Origin of the sequence: Kiloniella sp. EL199 (genome assembly GCF_900313065.1) — a bacterium.
Classification (GTDB): domain Bacteria; phylum Pseudomonadota; class Alphaproteobacteria; order Kiloniellales; family Kiloniellaceae; genus Kiloniella.
The window spans coordinates 243,156-262,927 of record NZ_OMPU01000010.1 but is presented as its reverse complement, the minus strand read 5'-3'; the positions used below and the strand labels follow the sequence as shown (position 1 = coordinate 262,927).

Below are 19,772 nucleotides of genomic sequence, written 5' to 3'. Positions count from 1 at the left end.
ACTTCAGCTTTTGGCACCGACCATTGAAACAGATTTCACCTGTGCATAAATATTTTGTCCAATAGCAAAATCAAACTTTCGCAAGGATCGCTGTGTAATACGTGCCAAAAACCTTGCCCCATTCTCGTCCTCATGACCTATGGACAGCAGCAAATTACATCGGGCACCATCCAGCAAATGAATATCCAGAATACGTGCAGGCAAAATATTTAAAATTGTCGTTTCAGAAGGCTGTTCCCTTGCCAGACTGACATCGTTTGCCGCGATAGATATCCGGTGTTTGCTGCCAATTTCCCCCTGTCGTCCGGGGATTTGAAGTGAACCACCTTCGGTCCGGACTTCTGTAATGCGATCAGCTTCTGAAAAGGACATGACCTCAACCGCAATCACAGATGATGTTTTTGGCCCCTCAGCAATAAACAAAGCAGGATCGGAAAGTACCTCACTTAACGACCCTGTTGAAACAACCTTTCCCCGATCCATCAAAATCATATGGTCTGCCAGCCTTTCAACCTCTTCGGTATCGTGGCTGACAAATATCATGGGGATATCAAGTGTCTTAAACAAACGATCCAGATAGGGAATGATTTCATCTTTGCTAAACCTGTCCAGCGCTGCCAAAGGTTCATCCATCAACAATAATTCCGGGCCAGATAACAAGGCACGCCCAATGGCAACCCTTTGGCGCTCGCCACCAGACAAATGATGGGTAGAACGATTCAGTAAATCCCCAAGCCCCAACAGTTCCACAAGATTATCTTTGGAAATAATGTTGGTCCGTTGTCTGGCCTGCTCGCTAGCTCTTTTTTGTCCAAAAACCAGATTTTCGCCAACGGAAAGATGTGGAAACAAACTTGCTTCCTGAAAGACAAAACCAACAGGTCTTTTGTAAGTTGGCAGAAAACGATCTTTATCCTGCCAAATCTGTCCCTTGACCGACAGATATCCGGTTTTTGTCCGTGACAATCCAGCCAAACAACGCAAAACCGTTGTTTTCCCGCAACCCGAACGCCCAAAGAGTGCTGTTACACCCTGCGCTGGCAAAGTGAAATTCACAGTAAGATCAAACTGATCCAATGAGCCAGAAAACGTTGCGACAATCTCTTTACCCTGCGTATCTTTCATCGCAATCGCCGCCCTAACTTTTTCTCCAGCATCATCATGCTCAGGATGACAACAAAAGAAAACACAAGAAGTCCGGCGGAAAGAATATGTGCTTGCCCCCATTCCAATGCTTCCACATGGTCATAGATGGCAACTGAGAGCACCCTGGTCTCTCCCGGAATATTACCCCCAATCATCAATATAACCCCGAACTCACCAACCGTGTGCGCAAAGCCTAGAACTGCACCAGTCAACAACCCCGGTCTGGCCATTGGTAACGCTACAGAGAAAAAACTGTCCAGCCGTGATGCCCGTAATGTCGCGGCGACCTCTAGCGGGCGATCGCCAATTGCCTCAAAAGCATTGCGGATAGGCTGTATAACAAAAGGCATGGAATAGATAACGGACCCGACAACCAATCCCGCAAAGGTAAAAGGCAAGGCTCTGCCAAAGATTTCTGTCGAGATTTGTCCAATCGGACTGTCCGGTCCAAGGGCAATAAGAAGATAAAACCCCATCACTGTCGGCGGTAATACAATCGGCAGCGCAACAATTGCAGCAATAGCTTCTTTCCACCATGCTTTGGATCGGGCCAGCCACCATCCGACAGGCGTCCCCAACGCCAGTAAAATAACTGTTGTAACAAAAGCCAGCTTTACAGTGATCCAGATAGGATCCCACATATATAAACTCTCCCTGAAAAGCTTCTTTGCCGATTTTATATTTTACTCTGATCCAAGAGCGTATCCGAATTTTGTCATGATAACAGCTGCATCTCTACTTTTCAGATAATCGATGAAAGCAAAGGCAGCTTTGTTGGATTGTCCTTTTTTAAGTAAAATCGCATCCTGCACCAAAGGGCTGTGTTTATGTTTTTCTTTTGGAATAAGCCAACCTTTACCGATAGGGTTATCCAAAACTTGTGTATAGGCAACAATTGCCAAATCTGCATTCCCTGTATAAGCGAACTGGTAGGTTTGGGCTATATTCTCACCATAAACCAGCTTCTTCCTAATTTCATTATAAACACCAAGTTTTGAGAGATATTCCAGCGCAGCAACTCCATAAGGCGCTGTTTTATGGTTAGCTATCGCAACGCGGGTCACTCTGTTTCCTGTCAGCAATCGCGCTATCTCTTCATCATCCAGATTTGTATCAGTAAGAAGCTCAGCATTCCGCGACCAAAGAGCGATCTGTCCGTATGCATAGGTAAAGCGGGAAAATAAAACGCCATAACCAAGTCCTTCCAACTGCTGAGGCCGTCTACGATCTGCAGAAAGAAAGACATCAAAAGGAGCGCCATTCACGATCTGCGCATAGAGTTTCCCCGTCGACCCAAAAGATAAGACCGCTCTGTAACCCGTTCTTTCATTGAAGTCTGTCGCAAGCCTTTTTGCTGAAGCAGTAAAGTTGGCAGCGACAGCAATATTTACTTTTTCAGCCCGAACAGAAGAAACCATGAACGTCATACCAGAGACAAAAAGCCAAAAGACAAACAAAAAAGAGAGATATTTATAAATCATTCTTTGAAAAATTTGCATTTCCTCCTTCGTCCTGAATGATCATTCCCGTCGCATAACTCACTGGAGTGTAAAATTAAAATAAATGTTGCCCACCTGTGACGAAGATTTCAGTGCCCGTAACGTAACCAAAGTTTGGCGTACACAGTTGATAAACAGCTGAAGCAACTTCACTTGGTTCACCCATTCTATTCATGGGAATTCGGGGGATCAAAGCTTCGTATTCTTCCCCTATCATCGCTGTTTCAATTTCGCCCGGTGCCACGGCATTAACCCGCACCCCAAACTGGGCAAATTCAACGGCGAGTTCGCGTGTAAGAGCTGAAAGTGCTGACTTGGAAGTAGAATAGGCAGAACCAGCAAAGGGATGGACCCCATGCCCGGCAATCGACGTAATATTGACAACGGCCCCTTCTCCCTTGCCAAGGGCAGATGCAAAACCTCGGCATAACATCAGGGGCGCAAAGAAATTCAGCTCAAAAACTTCCCGCCATGTATCAACATCGCCATTCAAACACCCCAACCGCTCTTTATAGGAAGTTTTAGGAGAGACAGCTGCGTTATTGACCAAGGCATGAATTGGCTCACCATCCAGAATTTCATTCGCACGATCAATAAAGCTCTGCGTACTGGCGGTGTCATTTAAATCGGTGACAATGTGATCCGCCCAATTAGGGTCACGTTTACAATGTTCGGGCACATCCTCGCGGGAACAGGTAATAACTTTCCAGTTTCTCTGGCTAAAATACTGAACAGTTGCATGACCTATTCCCCGGCTGGCACCCGTCAAGATCAAGGTTTTACGTTCATTCATACTATTTGTATCGTTGGTATCAGCACTATTGGCACCAGTGTTCTCATTGGAAGTATTTATCATTTACGATTTCCTTCACCCTGCATCCGTGATTGCTTCACCTGATTTGTCGCCGTTCTGTTTCTTCAGCATGTTTTTCTGCACTTCGATACCATAGGGTTCCTGTAACACAATAATTTCTGCGTGCGGATATATTTGACAAATTTCACGATCTACTTCTTCGGCAATATCATAAGATTGCGCCAAGCTGATGGCACCGTCCAATTCCATGTGAAACTGAATAAAAAGATCTGGCCCGGATATCCGGGTTCTGATGTCATGTACTCCCAGAACTTCATCATGTGCCAGTATCAGACCTTCAATTCGCGCCCGTTCTTCATCATTCAGTTCCCGATCCATCAGCATATCCAGTGCCTTTTTCAAAACACCCCATGCATAGGTAAGAATGTACAGGGAAATCACCAAGGCAAAAACAGGATCAATCCAGGGAAGATCAAAATAAAATCCCAGTACCAATGCCAGGATCACAACGCCGTTCACGATCATATCACCAACATAATGCAGAGCATCAGCCTGAATCGCTACTGATCCCGTTTCCTTGACAACATAGTGTTGATATCTGGTCAGAACAAAAGTGGTCAGAATAGAGAAAACCATAACCCCGATCCCGACACTGCTGTTCTCAACAACATGATGATTTGAAAATCTTTCCCCCGCCTGCAAGATCAAGAAAATAGCTGAACCTGAAATAAAAGCTGCCTGAGCCAGCGCAGCCAAGCCTTCGGCTTTTCCATGCCCAAAACGATGCTCGTTGTCTGCCGGGGTCAAAGCGTGCCTGATCGCCAAAAGGTTTAAAAGGGAAGCTCCCGCATCCAGTAAAGAATCAACCAACGTCGTCAAGACAGACACAGATCCCGTATAGGCCCAGGCCGAAAGCTTTGCAGCGATCAAAATCAAAGCAGCAGTAACTGCAGCATAGCCAGCACGCTGCATTAATTGTGCGGTTCGTTCCCTTTGGTTTCCTATTCGGGAATTACGCATTCCAGAGTTTTGCGCTTTGGGGTTTTGAGCATTATCGGCCATGTAATGATCACTCTTCCTGTTTAAGGGAAAAGTCGTTCGGTGTTCCACTGCCCACTTTGCTTAACATCCTCGGTCGAATACACCAGCCGATCATGTAATCTAAAGGGACCATCCTGCCAGAATTCTATACGTGTTGGGCAAACGCGAAAGCCAGACCAATGCGGCGGACGAGGAACTTTACCCAATCCATATTTGGCTGCGTACTTTGCCACTCTTTTTTCCAGCTCAAAACGCCCTTCGAGGGGACGGGACTGGTCACTGGCCCAGGCACCTATCTGGCTTTGCTTGGGACGGCTGGCAAAATATTCATCAGCTTCTTCCGGTGCTACTTGTTCAACAAGCCCTTCGATGCGGACAGAGCGACGAACAGATTTCCAATGAAACATCAAAGCCGCCTTGGGGTGCGCGATAAGCTGTTCGCCTTTGCGGCTTTCATAGTTTGTGTAAAACACAAAACCCTGTTGATCCCAATCCTTGAGCAAAACCATCCTTGAAGACGGCATTCCGGTTTCATCAACCGTTGATAAGCTCATCGCCGTTGGATCATTCGGTTCCTTTTCTTCTGCCTCTTTTAACCAGGCATCGAAAATATCATAGGGATCAGAAGGAGTATTATCGCGGATCATAATAAAAACAGCCTTTTAGCGAGAAGCCATACGCAAGAATAGTATTAGAATGCTTTATCAGAACTAGGTCCAGGCCACAACATTCTCAAGTGCGACATCTTGGTGAAATCTTGCAGTAAAACCCCGTTTTAATAAGTCATATAAACGAGGCAAAGTAATCATGGCAAAATACAGCCCCCTATAAAATGCAGCCAGTAACACAGATATGTCACAGAAAAAATCTTGAAGCCATAATAGTGCCTCAATTACCTTTTATCTGATATGTTGAGACTTAAGCAACTGTGTGCGAAAGAACAAGATGCCCAGAAAAAAACAAGAGGCTGAGCGGATCCTTCACTTACTAATGCAGACAAATAATTACAAGAGAGCAAGACGATGAAAGTCAAAGCGAGTATAGCAGCCCTGTTGATAGCCTTGTCGACGACAGCCTGCTCAAACGATACTGGAATCAAACAAACCGTAGGTGGTTTAGGTGGTGCCTTGGCTGGCGGCCTTCTTGGCGCTCAATTTGGTAAAGGCTCTGGCCAAATCGTAGCTGCAGCGGCAGGTGCCGTTATTGGTGGTTTCCTGGGCAGTGAAGTCGGGCGCTATATGGATGACGAAGATAAACGCAAAGCTGATACAGCTTACAATCAGGCTCAGACGGCCCCCGTCGGCCAAACCATCGCCTGGAATAACCCTGATTCAGGGAACTCCGGTACAGTAACACCTGTTCGTGATGGTACCTCTTCCGAAGGCAAATATTGTCGCGAATATCAACAGACTGTTGTGGTTGGTGGGAAAACGGAAGAAGCCTATGGAACAGCTTGCCGTCAGGAAGACGGATCCTGGGAAATTCAGTAAACACTCACCTGAAAAACAAATTTTAGCTCAGAAGCCCTGCTCTATGCGGGGCTTTTGTCTATCTGGATACAATAAAAAATTTGAGATTCAGGTTCCAAGCAATACAACTCAACCACCAAAGTTAGAGGGATTTCTTTCTGCCCCTTTTAAACTTATGTTTAATTTATTACATTAGCTTTGCACAAACGTGTATATCACGGCATATGTATTACCTTTATAACGTTTGAATGGTTTCATCCACGACAATGAAAGACCTCTATCAAATCCTCGGCACGAGCAGGACCGCTTCTGATGCGGAAATTAAATCTGCATACCGTAAGCTCGCCAAAAAATACCATCCTGACCTTAATCCGGATGACAAGGCTATTGAGCAAAAATTTAAAGAGGTATCTCAGGCATACGGCATTCTCGGCGATGCCAAGAAAAAACAGCAATATGACCGGGGCGAAATTGATGCCTCGGGCCAACAAAAAAACCCGTTCCATTCTGGTTACACACATCAAGGGCGTCCACGCAGCGGAGCCGCAGGCCACGGTGCTGGCGGAGGTTTTGATTTTGGACAGGAAATGGACATCGGAGATATCTTTTCCGACCTGTTCGGCGGACGGAGACAAGGACCAAGAGGTGCCGGTGCCAGAGGTGGCGGCGTCCCCAAGCGTAAAGGCAGTGATGTAAAATACGAATGCACCGTCAATTTTGTCGAAGCTGCTGCTGGCGCAAAAAAACGCATTAACCTTGCCGACGGGAAAACACTGAATGTAACCATCCCCCCCGGAACTGATAACAAACAAGTTCTACGCTTGAAAAATCAGGGATTACCCGGTAAAGGCGGCGCGCCAAACGGTGATGCATTGGTAGAGGTTAAAATCGAAGCCCATCCCATGTTCACACGAAAGGGCTATGATGTTCATCTCGATGTCCCCATAACACTTATGGAAGCCGTCGAAGGAACAACCCTTACCGTGCCAACCGTAACAGGCAAAGTAAAAGTGAAAGTTCCCGCAGATTCTAATACGGGTACTACTTTACGCCTCAAAGGCAAAGGTGTTGACGACATCAAAGGACATAATCGAGGCGATCAACTCATTCGCCTTTTGGTCACGCTGCCCAATGAAACAGACAAAGAACTTCGGGACTTCTTGCGTAACTGGTCCAGATCCAAAGACTATGACCCCCGCAAAGATACCGGTATTTTTGATTAACCAAAGCAGTGAATACACAGCTTGCATTCAATACACATACCGCCTAAATAGTGCCGCTGTTATTAATTAAGCCAGCGGTATAAGGCTTATTACAGCTTTGGATAAAGGACCCAAGAAGCATGAAAACTTTTGATGAAATCGTCATTGATCAGGACGTAAGTGGTTCAGAATTATCCAACTGGATCGAAAGCAACTGGGTTATGCCAACCCAGGAAGACGGGACACTCATTTTCACAGATGATGATGAAGCCCGTGTAAAACTCTTGCGGGAGCTTATCCACGAAATCGGGGCCAACTATGAGTCCATGCCCGTCATTCTTCGCAGTATGGACCAGGTTTATAACCTGCGAAAACTGCTGAGTGCTCTGGCCTCTGCAATTCAGGAACTTCCCGCAGATGCGCGTCAGGATCTGGAAGATATTATTCGAAATCAGGGCCTGTAGATATAAACCTCAACATTCCTGACAGATTACGTAAAAGTACCACAGACAAGATGCCTTCTGGCTATTGTATAAGTCGACGAAATGCATCATCCAGATACGCACGTCACTATAGTTGATCGTGTTTCTCTGAGGACCTATAAGCGAGTTTAATATCATGACTATCTGTTGCGAAAGCGTCCCGCTGTAGTATTTCCTTAAGGCTTTTACATCGAACATCTTTGGGGTTTTCTTCAAGGATATCAACTACATCCTTGACCCCTTCGGGCCAATTACGTTTGGGATCATAATTCAGGTCCATTTCCTGAAGCAGATCCCCCAGAGTAATCGTTTCAAGATCTCGACAAAGCACCCAGCGTCCACGGCCTGTACGTTCAGCAATATGCATGTCTTTCAAATCAGATAAAACCTCTGCTGTTGATTTTAAATCGGCTGGAAGCCCTCGCATCATCACAGTTTCTTTCAAGGTTGCACCAACTCTTCCAGCACCTTCCAGTTTCTGAAGCAAAGCAATTGTCAAAGCCAGACGATCCCCAATCCCTTCCCGTTTGATATCTTTACGTAATGCCGCCCGCCTTTCCGGCAAAGCAGCTGTGATTTCGGCTCCTAATAAAATAACAACCCATGAAAGATACATCCAGATCAGAAAAATCGGAATTGTCGCCAATGCTCCGTAAATAGCCTGATAAGAGGGGAAATATTGTAAATAAAGCCCAAATCCCCGTTTTAACAGTTCAAACAACGTTGTCGAAACAACGCCACCAATTAGAGCGTGCGTAAAGAGAACGGGGCGGTTAGGCACCACAAGGAAGAGTACCGTAAAGGCAGTACACCCCAGAAAGATTGGTGCAAGTAAAGTTACCAGCGAACTCGTACGCCCGGATTGATCTGCAAGTTCGGTAATCGCAAAACCATAACTGGATACCGTTAAGGATGCCCCTAACATCAGAGGACCAAGCGTCAAAAGTGCCCAATAAACCAAAATCAGATTGAAAATGGGGCGACGTTCTTGAACACGCCAAATACTGTTAAAAGAATTAGAGATCGTGTAGAGCAGCATTATCGCCGTCACTGCCAGCGCAAGAACCCCTATTGTTGTCATGTTCTTTGCGTTATCCACAAAGGCATTTAACTGTTCGCTGATTTGAAGTTCGGCAGATGGCAAAAGGTTATTAAAAAGTGTCGCTTGTAATTCGCCTCTGGAATCCTCGAAGCCCGGAAAGGCAGAAAGAAGGGCCAAGGCAATCGTCATCATCGGTACAATTGCCAAAAGGGATGAATAACTTAACGATGCAGCCACCCGTGTCCCTTTATCTTTAGCAAAGCGTTTAAAGACATAGCCAAGAAAAAGAACAGCATCATCCAGATTCTCTTTTTTAAATACCGAGCCCAGAGTTAGTAACAAACGTCGGGTTTTCGAATCTATCATCTAAAGTTGCCCTCAAAATTCAACCATTTTGACATTTCTTGTTAACTATCGCTGGCAGAAAGCGAAATTCCCAGCTAAAAGTCAGAAAAAGCGTTCTATTTGTCGCCAAATCTTTGACCAATCCCGGCAATGTTGTAGGATGCTGCACTTTAGTTTTCAGGACAATCTCACAGTGAGGAACCCGATGTCCAACCCACAACCGTTGATGGCTGGTAAACGCGGCCTAGTAATGGGCGTTGCCAATGACCGCTCTATCGCCTGGGGGATCGCCAAGGCGGTTGCAGACCAAGGCGCAGAACTGGCTTTCACCTATCAGGGCGATGCCTTGAAAAAACGCGTTGCACCGCTCGCAGAATCAGTTAACTCAGACATTCTTTTGCAATGTGACGTTACCGATGACGCCAGCGTCAAAGCCGTTTTTAAAGAAATTGAAGAAAAATGGGGTAAACTGGATTTCCTAATCCATGCTATTGCCTATGCTGACAAAGAAGAACTCAAAGGCAAGTACCTCAATACCAGCCGTGAGAACTTTCTTCAAAGTATGGATATCTCTTGCTACTCTTTTACATCAATCGCTCAGCACGCTGCACCATTGATGACAGAAGGCGGCAGCATGGTCACCTTGACCTATTATGGTGCCGAGCAGGTTATGCCACATTACAATGTTATGGGTGTTGCCAAGGCTGCGCTTGAAGCATCTGTGCGTTATCTGGCTGACGACCTTGGCCCGGATAATATTCGTGTTAACGCCATCTCTGCTGGTCCAATCAAAACGCTTGCGGCTTCCGGTATTGGTGATTTCCGTCATATCCTGAAATGGAATGAGCTAAATTCACCGATGCAACGCAATGTAAGCATTGAGCAAGTCGGTGGCGCAGGTCTTTACCTTCTGTCCGATATGTCAGGTGGCGTAACAGGTGAAATTCACCACGTTGATTCTGGCTATCACGTCGTCGGTATGATGAATGTGGACAAAGCTCAGGAACTTTCAGAATTGCTGGGTAATTTTAACCCGCAATCTTAAATCCCTGCTGAAACGTAATATATTTATAAGGGAGCGCGGCTGAGCTGCCGCTCCCTTTTTAATTCGAACGATCTAACGCTACGAGAGCATCATGGCTGGTAATACTTTTGGTGAAATTTTCCGTTTTACAACCTGGGGCGAAAGTCACGGTCCGTCGATTGGTTGTGTCGTTGATGGAACACCGCCACTCATTGATATATCCGAAGAAGAAATTCAGGTGTATCTGGATGCCCGAAAGCCCGGCCAAAATCGTTTTACAACACAGCGGAAAGAACCGGATAGTGTTAAAATAGTTTCCGGTGTTTTCGAAGGAAAAACGACAGGCACGCCAATCGGCCTGATTATCGAAAACACAGATCAACGCTCCAAGGATTATGGCGACATCGCCAAAAAATTCCGCCCGGGCCATGCCGACTTCACCTATTGGGAAAAATACGGCATCCGTGACTATCGCGGCGGGGGCCGATCTTCGGCCAGAGAAACAGCCATGCGCGTTGCCGCAGGCGCAATCGCTCGCAAAGTACTGAACACCCAGATTGAAGGTGGTGTGCAAATCCGTGGCGCACTGGTTCAAATGGGCCCTCACAAGATTGATCGTGCACGGTGGGACTGGAATGAAGTTTCCAATAATCCTTTCTGGTGCCCCGACCCTGTTGCTGCAAAAGAATGGGAAACCTATTTGGATTCAGCCAGAAAAGCAGGCTCTTCGCTAGGCGCAGTCATTGAGGTTGTCGCCTCTAATGTACCTGTCGGATTGGGTGACCCCGTCTACGATAAGCTGGATTCAGATCTGGCAAAAGCCATGATGTCAATCAATGCCGTCAAAGGCGTTGAAATTGGAGACGGCTTTGAAACGGCGGCTTACAGCGGCGAAGAAAATGCTGATGAAATTCGCATGGTTGATGGCAAGCCACATTTTACCACCAATCATGCTGGAGGCATATTAGGTGGAATTTCCACGGGTCAGGATGTGGTTGTTCGTTTCGCTATCAAGCCAACTAGCTCAATCCTGACACCACGCAAAACGGTAACGACAGACGGCGAAGAAACCGACATCTTTACCAAAGGACGTCATGATCCCTGCGTCGGTATTCGTGGCGTGCCGGTTGGGGAAGCAATGATGGCTCTGACACTTGCCGATCACTGGCTAAGACACAAAGCACAAAACGGATAATTTGTTAAAACAGATTTAATGCACTGTGGTCGAATGAATTAAATCTGTTTTAACGTGTCATCAATACTATCCACTACTCTGTCATAGAGGGGTAGTTTTGATCGCGATGAATAGCAATACCAAAACGACAAATACAAAATCGGACACGCTTGTACGCTATCTTTTTATTTTAACCCTATGCTCTAGCGCATTTTTATTATTTCTGATCCAGCCAATGTTCACAAAGCTGGTGCTTCCATTACTTGGGGGCGCGCCAGCTGTGTGGAATACGGCAATGATATTCTTTCAATCAATATTATTAGCCGGATATCTCTACGCACATTTTCTGTCATCAGCATTCACGTTGAAAAAGCAGATTGTTATTCATTTGGTTCTTATGGCAGCGGCGATTCTATTTTTACCAATCGCAATCCCCACTGGCTATGAAGCACCATCAGAAAGTTGGCCAACTATATGGTTACTGGGATTGTTTACAATTGCTATTGGCCTGCCTTTTTTCATCATTTCAGCTAATGCTCCACTATTACAAGACTGGTTTCGATCTTCCCAAGACAAAGACGCACATGATCCTTACTTTCTCTATGCAGCCAGCAACATAGGCAGTATTGCAGCTTTGGCGGCCTACCCACTATTCATTGAAATACAATTTGGATTAAAAACACAGACCTTTCTCTGGTCTTATGGCTTTCTATTCTTACTTTTTTTAATTTTTCTATGCGGGATTTTGCTTAGAAACAAAATGCCTGACAATTCTTCTTTGGCAAAAAATAACGAAGATAATGTTGCGGAACATGCTCCAGACTTAAAGGCTTATCTCAATTGGATTCTTCTTGCATTTGTACCTTCTGCATTACTACTAAGCACTACCAATAAAATCACAACTGATCTTCTTGCCACTCCGCTGTTATGGGTCATTCCCCTAGGTCTCTATTTACTGACCTTTGTTATTGTCTTTTCTCAGAGGCCGATTATTCCCCATAAATTTATAGCGATCATTGCTCCCTATTGCCTGATTGCAACGGCTGTTTTCAATATGTCCACGACACACGCAGGTACAATTATTCCCTATGTCATTGGCAGCTTAATCAGTTTCTTTGTCCTTGCACTATACTGTCATGGACGCTTGGCTTTAGCCCGGCCGCCAGCAACCCATTTGACGAACTTTTATATTGCGATGTCCTTTGGTGGCGTTTTAGGTGGCATATTTGTGGGTATTATCGCGCCTGTTATTTTCTCAAACATATATGAATATGTTTTACTGTTAATGCTTGTGGCTCTTTTGATGCCCATTAAAACCCAAACAATCATAGCAATTATCAATCGTAGAGTAGGCCAGAAAGCCTACAGCTATTTTGCAGATATTATCTTTTCTATCATCTTGCTCGGATTAATTTTATTAATACAGCAAATACAATCAGATGATTTAATTTTTAAACTTCTGAAGATTATTCCGCTAACTCTAATCCTGCTCTTGTTGGTAGAAGGTACAGGACGTCCCCTTCGTCTAGCTTTAAGCATAGGCATTAGCCTCTTGGTCGTTCCCCTTATCAGTGGTTCGTCAGGTCAGCTCATTTTTCAAGAACGTAGTTTCTTTGGCGTCTATACAGTGCGGAAAGCTAATAACAATGACCAAACTGTTCATATTGCCACCCACGGAACAACAATACATGGAATTCAAAACAAGGGATCCCTTGAGCCTTTGAGCTACTACCATCATGATACGGGTCTGGGACAGCTCTTAAAAGCCGATCAACGACAAAACAAGGCAATTAAAACAGTAGCCGCAATAGGTTTGGGCGCAGGTACTGCCATATGTTACAGCCGTCCAGAGCAAAACTGGGTTTTCTTTGAGATTGATCCCCTCGTCGAAGTCATGGCAAGAGATCCTGAGCTTTTTACCTACATGAATGAATGTGGAAAAGAGACTGATGTGATAATTGGCGATGCACGCTTGTCATTAAAAAAGATCCAAAACCAATCTTATGATCTTTTAATCGCAGATGCTTTTTCATCAGATTCAATACCTGCACACCTCTTAACAAAAGAGGCCTTTGATATTTATAAGAACAAAATAAAAGATAATGGCATCATAATCTTACATATATCCAATCGTTATTTTGATCTGGAACCAATCATTGCTGTAACATCTAATGCATCCGGACTTCATTCCAGAATATATAGCTATACAAAAAATGAGAAGGAAAACGAAAAACATCCAAATCGCTTTGCATCAACTTGGGTTGCTCTCGCAAAGGCTCCTCACCACTTAGACCGGCACATACCACTTTCAAAAAACCCCAGCGATGAAAAACACAACGTCTGGAGAGAGCTTGTATATCAAAAGACGGATCAACCCTGGACGGATGACTATTCCAACGTACTTTCAGCTTTCAGATAAGGTGAACGACTAGATCCAGCCCTGAAGTTCACGTAAGGTGATTTCTTTAATGACATCCATGCCACCAACACTATCATTCAGGCACGGGATAAAGGCAAAGTTTTCACCGCCATTCTCCAGGAAAGCTTCGCGTACACCTATATCAATTTCTTCGAGAGTTTCTACACAATCAACAGAAAAGCCGGGTGTCAGGATAACAAGATTTTTCACACCATTACGGGCCATTTCTTCCACAGTTGGCTGCGTATAGGGTTTAAGCCATTCCTTGGGTCCAAACAACGATTGAAAACACAGTTTCAACTCATCTTCCGACCAACCTAATCTTTCACGTAACAGGCGCGCTGTCTTGGCACAATGACAATAATAAGGATCTCCCTTTTCGTGGTACTCCACTGGAAGGCCATGAAAAGAAGCAATGGTTATATCAGGTTTCCAAGGTAATTTCTCAATGCCCTCTTCAACTGATTCCGCCAGAGCATTAATATAAACAGGCGTGTCATGATACGCCGGAACACAGCGAACAGCCGGCTGCCAACGCATGGTTTTCAGCGCATCAAAACACTTGTCATAGGCCGTGGCTGTCGTCGTTGCAGAATACTGCGGATAGAGGGCAAAAAGAAGAATACGGTTGCATCCTTGCTTCTGAAAATCTTCTATCCGCTCTTTAACCGCTGGATTTCCATAGCGCCATCCCCAATCAACGATCACATTGGGATGATCTTCTGAGAGTGCGGTCTGTAACTTTTCCGCCTGATCCCGTGTAATGGTACGCAGAGGAGATTCGTCTTTTTCCTTATTCCAGATTTCTTTATAAGCCTCCCCACTTTTATTCGGGCGGGTCGTCAGAATAATGCCCTGCAATATTATTTGCCAAAGCCATTTTGGCGCTTCAATCACCCTGGGATCGCTCAAAAACTCACTAAGATAGCGGCGCATAGACCAATAGTCTGTGCCGTCTGGCGTTCCCAAATTCATTAAAAGAACACCGACTTTTTCAGATGGTATTTGTGGGTGATTTTCGGGGATAACTTGCATGGTCATAAAATATCAAAGGCCTGAAAATTCTAGAAGGGAGCTCTGCAGCTCATCTAATTAAATAACAGTTTTCAAAACCATATAAGTAAATGACAAACCTGCAAAGCGCGGATTTATTGCTTTCAGCAATCGCGCCATAATGCCTCATGCAAAAACTAATTCATAATTTAGGAACGGGGCTTGATCCTACAAGCCCTTATCCGTCGATTTCAAGTTCATCATCGTCAAAATCGTCCAGTTCAAAACACCCCACGACTTCGAGATGACCGCTCCAGATAAATTGATCGACAGGTGTAACTTCTTTAAGGGCATACCCCCCTTCGACCAATATCCTCGCATCACGGGCAAAGGTATTGGGATTACATGAAACATAGATAATTGTTCTGATATCTGACTGTGCCAATTCATAACACTGTTCTTTTGCACCTGTTCTTGGTGGGTCTAGGACAACACAATCTCCCCCCTGAAGCTCATCAGCGGTTACAGGATCTTTCACAAGGTCACGACAGTCAGAGGTGATACGGTGCAGTGTATCATTGCGGCGCGCAGTTGACGTAAGTGCTGTAATCGCCCGCTCATCCCCTTCAACAGCGTGTACCTGTGCACGTTTTGATAGTGGAAAAGTGAAGGTTCCGCACCCGGAAAACAGATCCGCGACCGTTTCCAGCTCTTCCGGTAAATAGCCGAGCACTAAATCGGTCAGAGCATTCTGCCCTTCCTGACTTGGTTGCAAGAAGGCACCTTCAGGTGGCAAAACCTGAATATCGCCAAATTTCTGATAAGGATTATCCCTGATCGCGACAGGTTCCGGCTCCTGTTTTGGGCGCCCCCAGGCAAAGCGCGCAACAGAATACTTCTCAGCAAAAGCTGTAATTGCTTCACGACCTTCCAAAACCAGTTTGGCATCAGTCACAATCAAAATATCCGGCCCTGCCGAAGATCCAATAATTGTAATATCGGCTTTAGCCTGTTCCGGTCCCAGCAAAACTTTCAAAAGCTCTCGCAAGGGATCAACCAGCCGACTTAATTCTGGTGCAAGTAATTTGCAGTCAATAACATTAACAACCTTATGGCTTTCACGTTCATGAAATCCAAGGTCAATTTTCTTGCCCCGTGCCGCTGCGGCAAAAACAGCGCGACGTCTGGTGCCTACTTCAATTTGGATAAGGTCTGCAACTTCGCCACCACTAAACCCTTTACGGGTTAGAGCTTGAACAACCGCATCTCTTTTCCATGTTCTGTAAAAATCAGAGGCAACGTGCTGTACCGTACAGCCACCACAGGGGCCAAAATGTTCGCACGGCGGGTCGACATGGTTCGCACCCAACTCCTGAAGCTCCAGAATTTCGGCCTTAAAGCCACCTGATCGTTCACCAACAAGCTTTACCCGAAGCTGATCACCGGGCATTGTCATTGGCACATAAACTGGCCGCCCCTCATGATCAGCAACTCCATCCCCACGCGCACCGAGCGTATCGATCGTTATCTCTATCTGCTTTCCGCCGCCACGGCGCGCTTTACGTCTCATTCTTCCTGACACCTGATTTTGATTGATTTTTACTGCTCTAACCGCAGGATCATTTTTCGCCAATCTAACAGTTTTTTTGCAAGCCGCAATCGCAAGCATAATCTTTTACAAACAAGTTTGCAGAAATCTGGATGACACTGGGGTTAAATCCTGAGCTCTCCGCATCCGAAGCTTGCAAAAATGTTGTTGGCCTATCATCTTTATCAACAACTATATCACTCTTAAAATTTCAGGTTCTTAAATTCATGTCTTTTCTTAAATTTATCTTCAAGGGGGTCGTCGGGCTTTTTGCGGCCCTTGGTCTCCTTGTCATTCTCCTGGGCGTATTAATTGGCGTCTCCCTCAACAATGTTGAAGATATTGGCAAGGCAGTGGATAACCAAAACCTGCCACAAGAAATGATCCTGACAATAGATCTGTCGGAAGGCCTGTTCGAAGGCCCAACAAAAGCATCTTATTTCAGCAACTCATTCCAACCGGGATTGCCTTTGCATGATGCTATTGACGCACTGTATCGCGCCCAAGACGACAATCGCGTCAAAGGGCTTTTGATACGTGCAGGTCAAGGACCTATTCAACTTGCTCAGGCGCAAGAACTCAGGAAAGCAATCCGCGCCTTTACCAAAACAGGTAAATGGACTGCTTCATTCGCAGAAACCTACGGTGAAGCTGGGCATGGTACCTTGCATTACTATCTGGCCAGCGCAGCAGATGCTGTTTGGGTTCAACCTTCTGGAGATCTGGATATTTCCGGCTTTAGCATGGAAAGCCCCTATCTACGCCCAGTATTGGACGAACTAGGAATTCTTCCTCAATTCAGCCAACGGTATGAATACAAGGGCGTGATGAATATGTTCACAGATGACCATATGCCTACCCCTGTGAAGCAAAACACACAAAGTGTTTTGAACTCAATCTTTGATGTTATTGAAAAAGAAATCTCCATCAGCAGAGAAAAGCCGGGTGAAATCGGAACACTTATGAACAACTCACCACTCAGCGCTGTTGAAGCTATTGATGCCGATCTCGTTGACCGTGTTGGCTATTGGGATGAAATTACTGATGAAGCACTCACAGGCGATCGTGAATTTATACACCTTGCTGATTATGCCATGAGCACAACGCCAGAGATTTCAGAAGGAGCATCCAGAATTGCTGTGATCTATGGCATTGGCGAAATTCATCTTGGGCAGAGCCAGGGCGATCCCTTCTTTGGCGGTGGAATGACTATGGGGTCAGATACGATTGCACAAGCAATTTCCGATGCCATTGATGATGACTCAATCGAAGCAATTATTCTACGAATAGATAGCCCCGGGGGATCTTATGTCGCGTCAGACGTCATGTGGCGTGAAGTTGTACGAGCCAAGGAAGCTGATAAGCCTGTGATTATTTCCATGGGCGATGTTGCAGCATCTGGCGGTTATTTTGTATCTGCACCTGCCCATAAAATCCTGGCCAATCCAGTTACAATCACCGGGTCAATCGGCGTTGCTGGCGGCAAAATGGTTCTCACGGATCTCTGGAATAAAGTCGGCGTAAAATGGGATGGTGTAAAAGCCGGGGAAAACGCCGACCTTTACAGTGCAAACAAAGCATTCACCAATGAAGGTTGGGCCCGTTTGCAGGGGTCCCTTGACCGCATTTACGAGGACTTCACAGTTAAGGTTGGCGAAGGCCGCGGTAAAAGCCAGCAAGAAATCCATACAATTGCCAAGGGACAAATCTGGAGTGGTGCTCAGGCAAAAGACAATGGATTGGTTGATGAGTTAGGCGGCTTTAGAGAAGCTATTCAAGTAGCCCGCGAAGCAGCAATGATCAGCGAAGAGTTTGATCATCAACTCGTTTATTTCCCTGAACCCAAAGATCCACTCGAAGAGCTTCTGGAAAATGCGATGGGCGGGCAAATGATTCTAACGGACCCTGCTGTTGTTAAATCATTAAGCACACTGGTAAAAATAACTTCACCGGTTTTAAGAACCTTTGAGCAAACTGTTCAAGACCCCAGAACCGATGTTCTGAACTCTCACGTCACGCCTATAGGACAACAATAAAATCAGGATGATCCCGAAGCTGTTTGTTGAAGTAAAGATGCTCGATCAATCAAACGATCAAGCGGGAAATTAATTGTTACTGAAGTTCCTTTATCAGGCTCACTCTCTATAGAGAGTGAGCCTTGATTGCGTTCAATGATGGCCTTCACAATACTCAAGCCCAAACCACTTCTTTCTTCGGCCTCTTCATCCGACTTCCAGAACGGATCTGTAACAAAAGGCAAGTCTTCTTTTTGAATTCCCGTACCTGTATCAGAAAACCGAACGCTAAGGCCCGAATAAGGGTCATAAAGCGCTGAGATATCCACTCTTCCATCACGGGGGGTAAAATGGACAGCATTACTCAACAGATTAATAACAACTTGTTTGAAACTCTGAGCATTTGTTCTCAAATAAGGCAAGTCATCCTGAATGGAACACTCAACAAGAACACCTTTATCTGATGCCCGTAACTCCAAGGCACGAACACAGCTCAAAACTTCATCACTAACGTCAAGCTCTTCATCCTGTAACCCGGCCTCCGCTGACTCCAGCCTTGATATTTGTTGAATGTCAGTCACCATCGTCATCAGGCTTGACCCAGCTTCAAAAATATATCCCAAATATTCTTCCCGGCGCTTCTGATCGACCTTGTAGTCATCCTCTTTCATTAAAATCTCAGAGAAGCCAATAATTGCATTCAGTGGAGTTCTTAATTCGTGGCTCATATTAGCCAGAAAAGAGGTTTTCGCACGGTTCGCAATCTCTGCTGTTTCCTTAGCTTCTGTCAAAACTCTGTCATGCTGGTCAATTGTGATCAGCATATTGTTATAAGCCTCTACAGTTTGCCCCAGCTCGTCATCAGATCGCCATTGCACCAATACCGGTTTTTTCTGATAGGCCATTTCATCGATAGATGTAGATAACAGCTTCAAAGGGCGACCGACAGCACGATTGATCGCAATTGCAGCTCCGCCACCAAGCGTGGTCAAGATCAACAAAAAGATAAAGGCATCAACAAAAACACGGGTCCATACGTCCGCATAGGCACGATTCGTCGTATACCCCACCTCCAGATGCCCCAACACTTCTTTATTACCAAAGGCAGAATAAACAAGCGGGATACGAATAAAATCGACTTCGGAAAGCTCAACATCGGATAAATTTGGGTCTTCGGCTGGATAAAATTCTCCGGCACCATCAGGCAAAATAATCCTCACCCGCACAAGATCCGGATCTCTCATCAACGTTTCGAGTACGAGTATTACTGTGCTTTCGTCATAATCCCACAGAGATCTGGTTAAGGGAATTGACACCTTGGTCGCCACATCGCGTGCACGTTGGGCGATACGTTCTTCTTCCAATCGGAAAAAACGGACTTCAAAGAAAAGGAATGGCACTAGCCCTGTGACCAAAACACACAGAGTACAAATCACAAGCAGTTTCGTACGGACAGATTTAAAAGCCATATCGATCTAGCGCCTACGGTTCCCGGTTTCACGACTATTGAATCGACATA

Annotated in this window: 17 protein-coding genes; 7 read left to right on the top strand and 10 right to left on the bottom strand. The window is 45.4% G+C overall.

Features of this window, described 5'->3' with window-relative positions:
• Positions 1-3: 3 nt before the first annotated feature.
• The 6 genes from modC to pdxH form a co-directional block, all read right to left on the bottom strand.
• The gene (gene modC / locus D9A03_RS09695) at positions 4-1,125 is read right to left on the bottom strand and encodes a molybdenum ABC transporter ATP-binding protein (RefSeq protein WP_120496991.1); all 1,122 of its coding nucleotides are present in this window, start codon (positions 1,123-1,125) and stop codon (positions 4-6) included.
• Positions 1,122-1,787 carry a molybdate ABC transporter permease subunit gene (gene modB / locus D9A03_RS09690; RefSeq protein ID WP_120496990.1) on the bottom strand — a complete coding sequence of 222 codons (666 nt, stop codon included), beginning with the start codon at positions 1,785-1,787 and terminating at the stop codon, positions 1,122-1,124. The genes modC and modB overlap by 4 nt, the downstream gene beginning before the upstream one ends.
• Before the next feature lie 42 nt (positions 1,788-1,829).
• A complete protein-coding gene (modA, locus tag D9A03_RS09685; RefSeq protein WP_216825437.1) occupies positions 1,830-2,645 on the bottom strand; it encodes a molybdate ABC transporter substrate-binding protein in 816 nt (271 codons plus the stop codon).
• Positions 2,646-2,700: 55 nt separating this feature from the next.
• The gene (locus D9A03_RS09680; protein ID WP_120497656.1) at positions 2,701-3,438 is read right to left on the bottom strand and encodes an SDR family NAD(P)-dependent oxidoreductase; all 738 of its coding nucleotides are present in this window, start codon (positions 3,436-3,438) and stop codon (positions 2,701-2,703) included.
• A 75-nt stretch (positions 3,439-3,513) separates the two neighbouring features.
• Entirely contained in the window at positions 3,514-4,521 is a 1,008-nt protein-coding gene (locus tag D9A03_RS09675) for a cation diffusion facilitator family transporter (protein ID WP_254055015.1), read from the bottom strand.
• Positions 4,522-4,541: 20 nt separating this feature from the next.
• Positions 4,542-5,147: a pyridoxamine 5'-phosphate oxidase gene (pdxH, locus tag D9A03_RS09670; protein ID WP_120496989.1), complete on the bottom strand. Its 606-nt coding sequence runs from the start codon at positions 5,145-5,147 to the stop codon at positions 4,542-4,544.
• A 375-nt stretch (positions 5,148-5,522) separates the two neighbouring features.
• On the opposite strand from pdxH, the gene D9A03_RS09665 reads away from it, so the two are divergent.
• From D9A03_RS09665 to D9A03_RS09655, 3 genes are all read left to right on the top strand, one after another.
• Complete coding sequence (locus D9A03_RS09665) at positions 5,523-5,990, top strand: RT0821/Lpp0805 family surface protein (protein ID WP_120496988.1); 468 nt, start codon at positions 5,523-5,525, stop codon at positions 5,988-5,990.
• Between the two features lie 245 nt (positions 5,991-6,235).
• Positions 6,236-7,192 (top strand): DnaJ C-terminal domain-containing protein, encoded by a 957-nt coding sequence (locus D9A03_RS09660; protein WP_120497654.1) that lies wholly within the window; start codon positions 6,236-6,238, stop codon positions 7,190-7,192.
• Positions 7,193-7,311: 119 nt separating this feature from the next.
• Positions 7,312-7,635, top strand: a complete 324-nt coding sequence (locus D9A03_RS09655) for a hypothetical protein (protein ID WP_120496987.1) — start codon at positions 7,312-7,314, stop codon at positions 7,633-7,635.
• A gap of 106 nt (positions 7,636-7,741) precedes the next feature.
• Here the strand turns inward: D9A03_RS09655 and D9A03_RS09650 are convergent, their stop codons facing one another.
• Positions 7,742-9,061: a YihY family inner membrane protein gene (locus D9A03_RS09650; RefSeq protein WP_120496986.1), complete on the bottom strand. Its 1,320-nt coding sequence runs from the start codon at positions 9,059-9,061 to the stop codon at positions 7,742-7,744.
• A 184-nt stretch (positions 9,062-9,245) separates the two neighbouring features.
• On the opposite strand from D9A03_RS09650, the gene fabI reads away from it, so the two are divergent.
• The 3 genes from fabI to D9A03_RS09635 all read left to right on the top strand — a co-directional run bounded on the left by fabI (position 9,246) and on the right by D9A03_RS09635 (position 13,657).
• On the top strand, positions 9,246-10,085 hold the full coding sequence (gene fabI, locus D9A03_RS09645) for an enoyl-ACP reductase FabI (protein WP_120496985.1): 840 nt from the start codon (positions 9,246-9,248) through the stop codon (positions 10,083-10,085).
• A 91-nt stretch (positions 10,086-10,176) separates the two neighbouring features.
• Complete coding sequence (aroC, locus tag D9A03_RS09640) at positions 10,177-11,259, top strand: chorismate synthase (RefSeq protein ID WP_120496984.1); 1,083 nt, start codon at positions 10,177-10,179, stop codon at positions 11,257-11,259.
• 106 nt (positions 11,260-11,365) lie between these two features.
• On the top strand, positions 11,366-13,657 hold the full coding sequence (locus D9A03_RS09635) for a spermidine synthase (protein ID WP_120496983.1): 2,292 nt from the start codon (positions 11,366-11,368) through the stop codon (positions 13,655-13,657).
• 9 nt (positions 13,658-13,666) lie between these two features.
• Here the strand turns inward: D9A03_RS09635 and hemH are convergent, their stop codons facing one another.
• Complete coding sequence (hemH, locus tag D9A03_RS09630) at positions 13,667-14,698, bottom strand: ferrochelatase (protein ID WP_120496982.1); 1,032 nt, start codon at positions 14,696-14,698, stop codon at positions 13,667-13,669.
• 190 nt (positions 14,699-14,888) lie between these two features.
• Positions 14,889-16,220, bottom strand: a complete 1,332-nt coding sequence (locus D9A03_RS09625) for a class I SAM-dependent RNA methyltransferase (protein ID WP_162938069.1) — start codon at positions 16,218-16,220, stop codon at positions 14,889-14,891.
• 245 nt (positions 16,221-16,465) lie between these two features.
• On the opposite strand from D9A03_RS09625, the gene sppA reads away from it, so the two are divergent.
• Positions 16,466-18,274 (top strand): signal peptide peptidase SppA, encoded by a 1,809-nt coding sequence (sppA, locus tag D9A03_RS09620; RefSeq protein ID WP_162938068.1) that lies wholly within the window; start codon positions 16,466-16,468, stop codon positions 18,272-18,274.
• Positions 18,275-18,276: 2 nt separating this feature from the next.
• Here the strand turns inward: sppA and D9A03_RS09615 are convergent, their stop codons facing one another.
• The gene (locus tag D9A03_RS09615) at positions 18,277-19,722 is read right to left on the bottom strand and encodes an ATP-binding protein (RefSeq protein WP_120496979.1); all 1,446 of its coding nucleotides are present in this window, start codon (positions 19,720-19,722) and stop codon (positions 18,277-18,279) included.
• Between the last annotated feature and the right edge of the window lie 50 nt (positions 19,723-19,772).

Bases quoted from the DNA above. Each gene is read 5' to 3' on its own strand.
- modC (WP_120496991.1), bottom strand. From the start codon at position 1,125: ATGAAAGATACGCAGGGTAAAGAGATTGTCGCAACGTTTTCTGGCTCA.
- modB (WP_120496990.1), bottom strand. From the start codon at position 1,787: ATGTGGGATCCTATCTGGATCACTGTAAAGCTGGCTTTTGTTACAACA.
- modA (WP_216825437.1), bottom strand. From the start codon at position 2,645: ATGCAAATTTTTCAAAGAATGATTTATAAATATCTCTCTTTTTTGTTT.
- D9A03_RS09680 (WP_120497656.1), bottom strand. From the start codon at position 3,438: ATGAATGAACGTAAAACCTTGATCTTGACGGGTGCCAGCCGGGGAATA.
- D9A03_RS09675 (WP_254055015.1), bottom strand. From the start codon at position 4,521: ATGGCCGATAATGCTCAAAACCCCAAAGCGCAAAACTCTGGAATGCGT.
- pdxH (WP_120496989.1), bottom strand. From the start codon at position 5,147: ATGATCCGCGATAATACTCCTTCTGATCCCTATGATATTTTCGATGCC.
- D9A03_RS09665 (WP_120496988.1), top strand. From the start codon at position 5,523: ATGAAAGTCAAAGCGAGTATAGCAGCCCTGTTGATAGCCTTGTCGACG.
- D9A03_RS09660 (WP_120497654.1), top strand. From the start codon at position 6,236: ATGAAAGACCTCTATCAAATCCTCGGCACGAGCAGGACCGCTTCTGAT.
- D9A03_RS09655 (WP_120496987.1), top strand. From the start codon at position 7,312: ATGAAAACTTTTGATGAAATCGTCATTGATCAGGACGTAAGTGGTTCA.
- D9A03_RS09650 (WP_120496986.1), bottom strand. From the start codon at position 9,061: ATGATAGATTCGAAAACCCGACGTTTGTTACTAACTCTGGGCTCGGTA.
- fabI (WP_120496985.1), top strand. From the start codon at position 9,246: ATGTCCAACCCACAACCGTTGATGGCTGGTAAACGCGGCCTAGTAATG.
- aroC (WP_120496984.1), top strand. From the start codon at position 10,177: ATGGCTGGTAATACTTTTGGTGAAATTTTCCGTTTTACAACCTGGGGC.
- D9A03_RS09635 (WP_120496983.1), top strand. From the start codon at position 11,366: ATGAATAGCAATACCAAAACGACAAATACAAAATCGGACACGCTTGTA.
- hemH (WP_120496982.1), bottom strand. From the start codon at position 14,698: ATGACCATGCAAGTTATCCCCGAAAATCACCCACAAATACCATCTGAA.
- D9A03_RS09625 (WP_162938069.1), bottom strand. From the start codon at position 16,220: ATGAGACGTAAAGCGCGCCGTGGCGGCGGAAAGCAGATAGAGATAACG.
- sppA (WP_162938068.1), top strand. From the start codon at position 16,466: ATGTCTTTTCTTAAATTTATCTTCAAGGGGGTCGTCGGGCTTTTTGCG.
- D9A03_RS09615 (WP_120496979.1), bottom strand. From the start codon at position 19,722: ATGGCTTTTAAATCTGTCCGTACGAAACTGCTTGTGATTTGTACTCTG.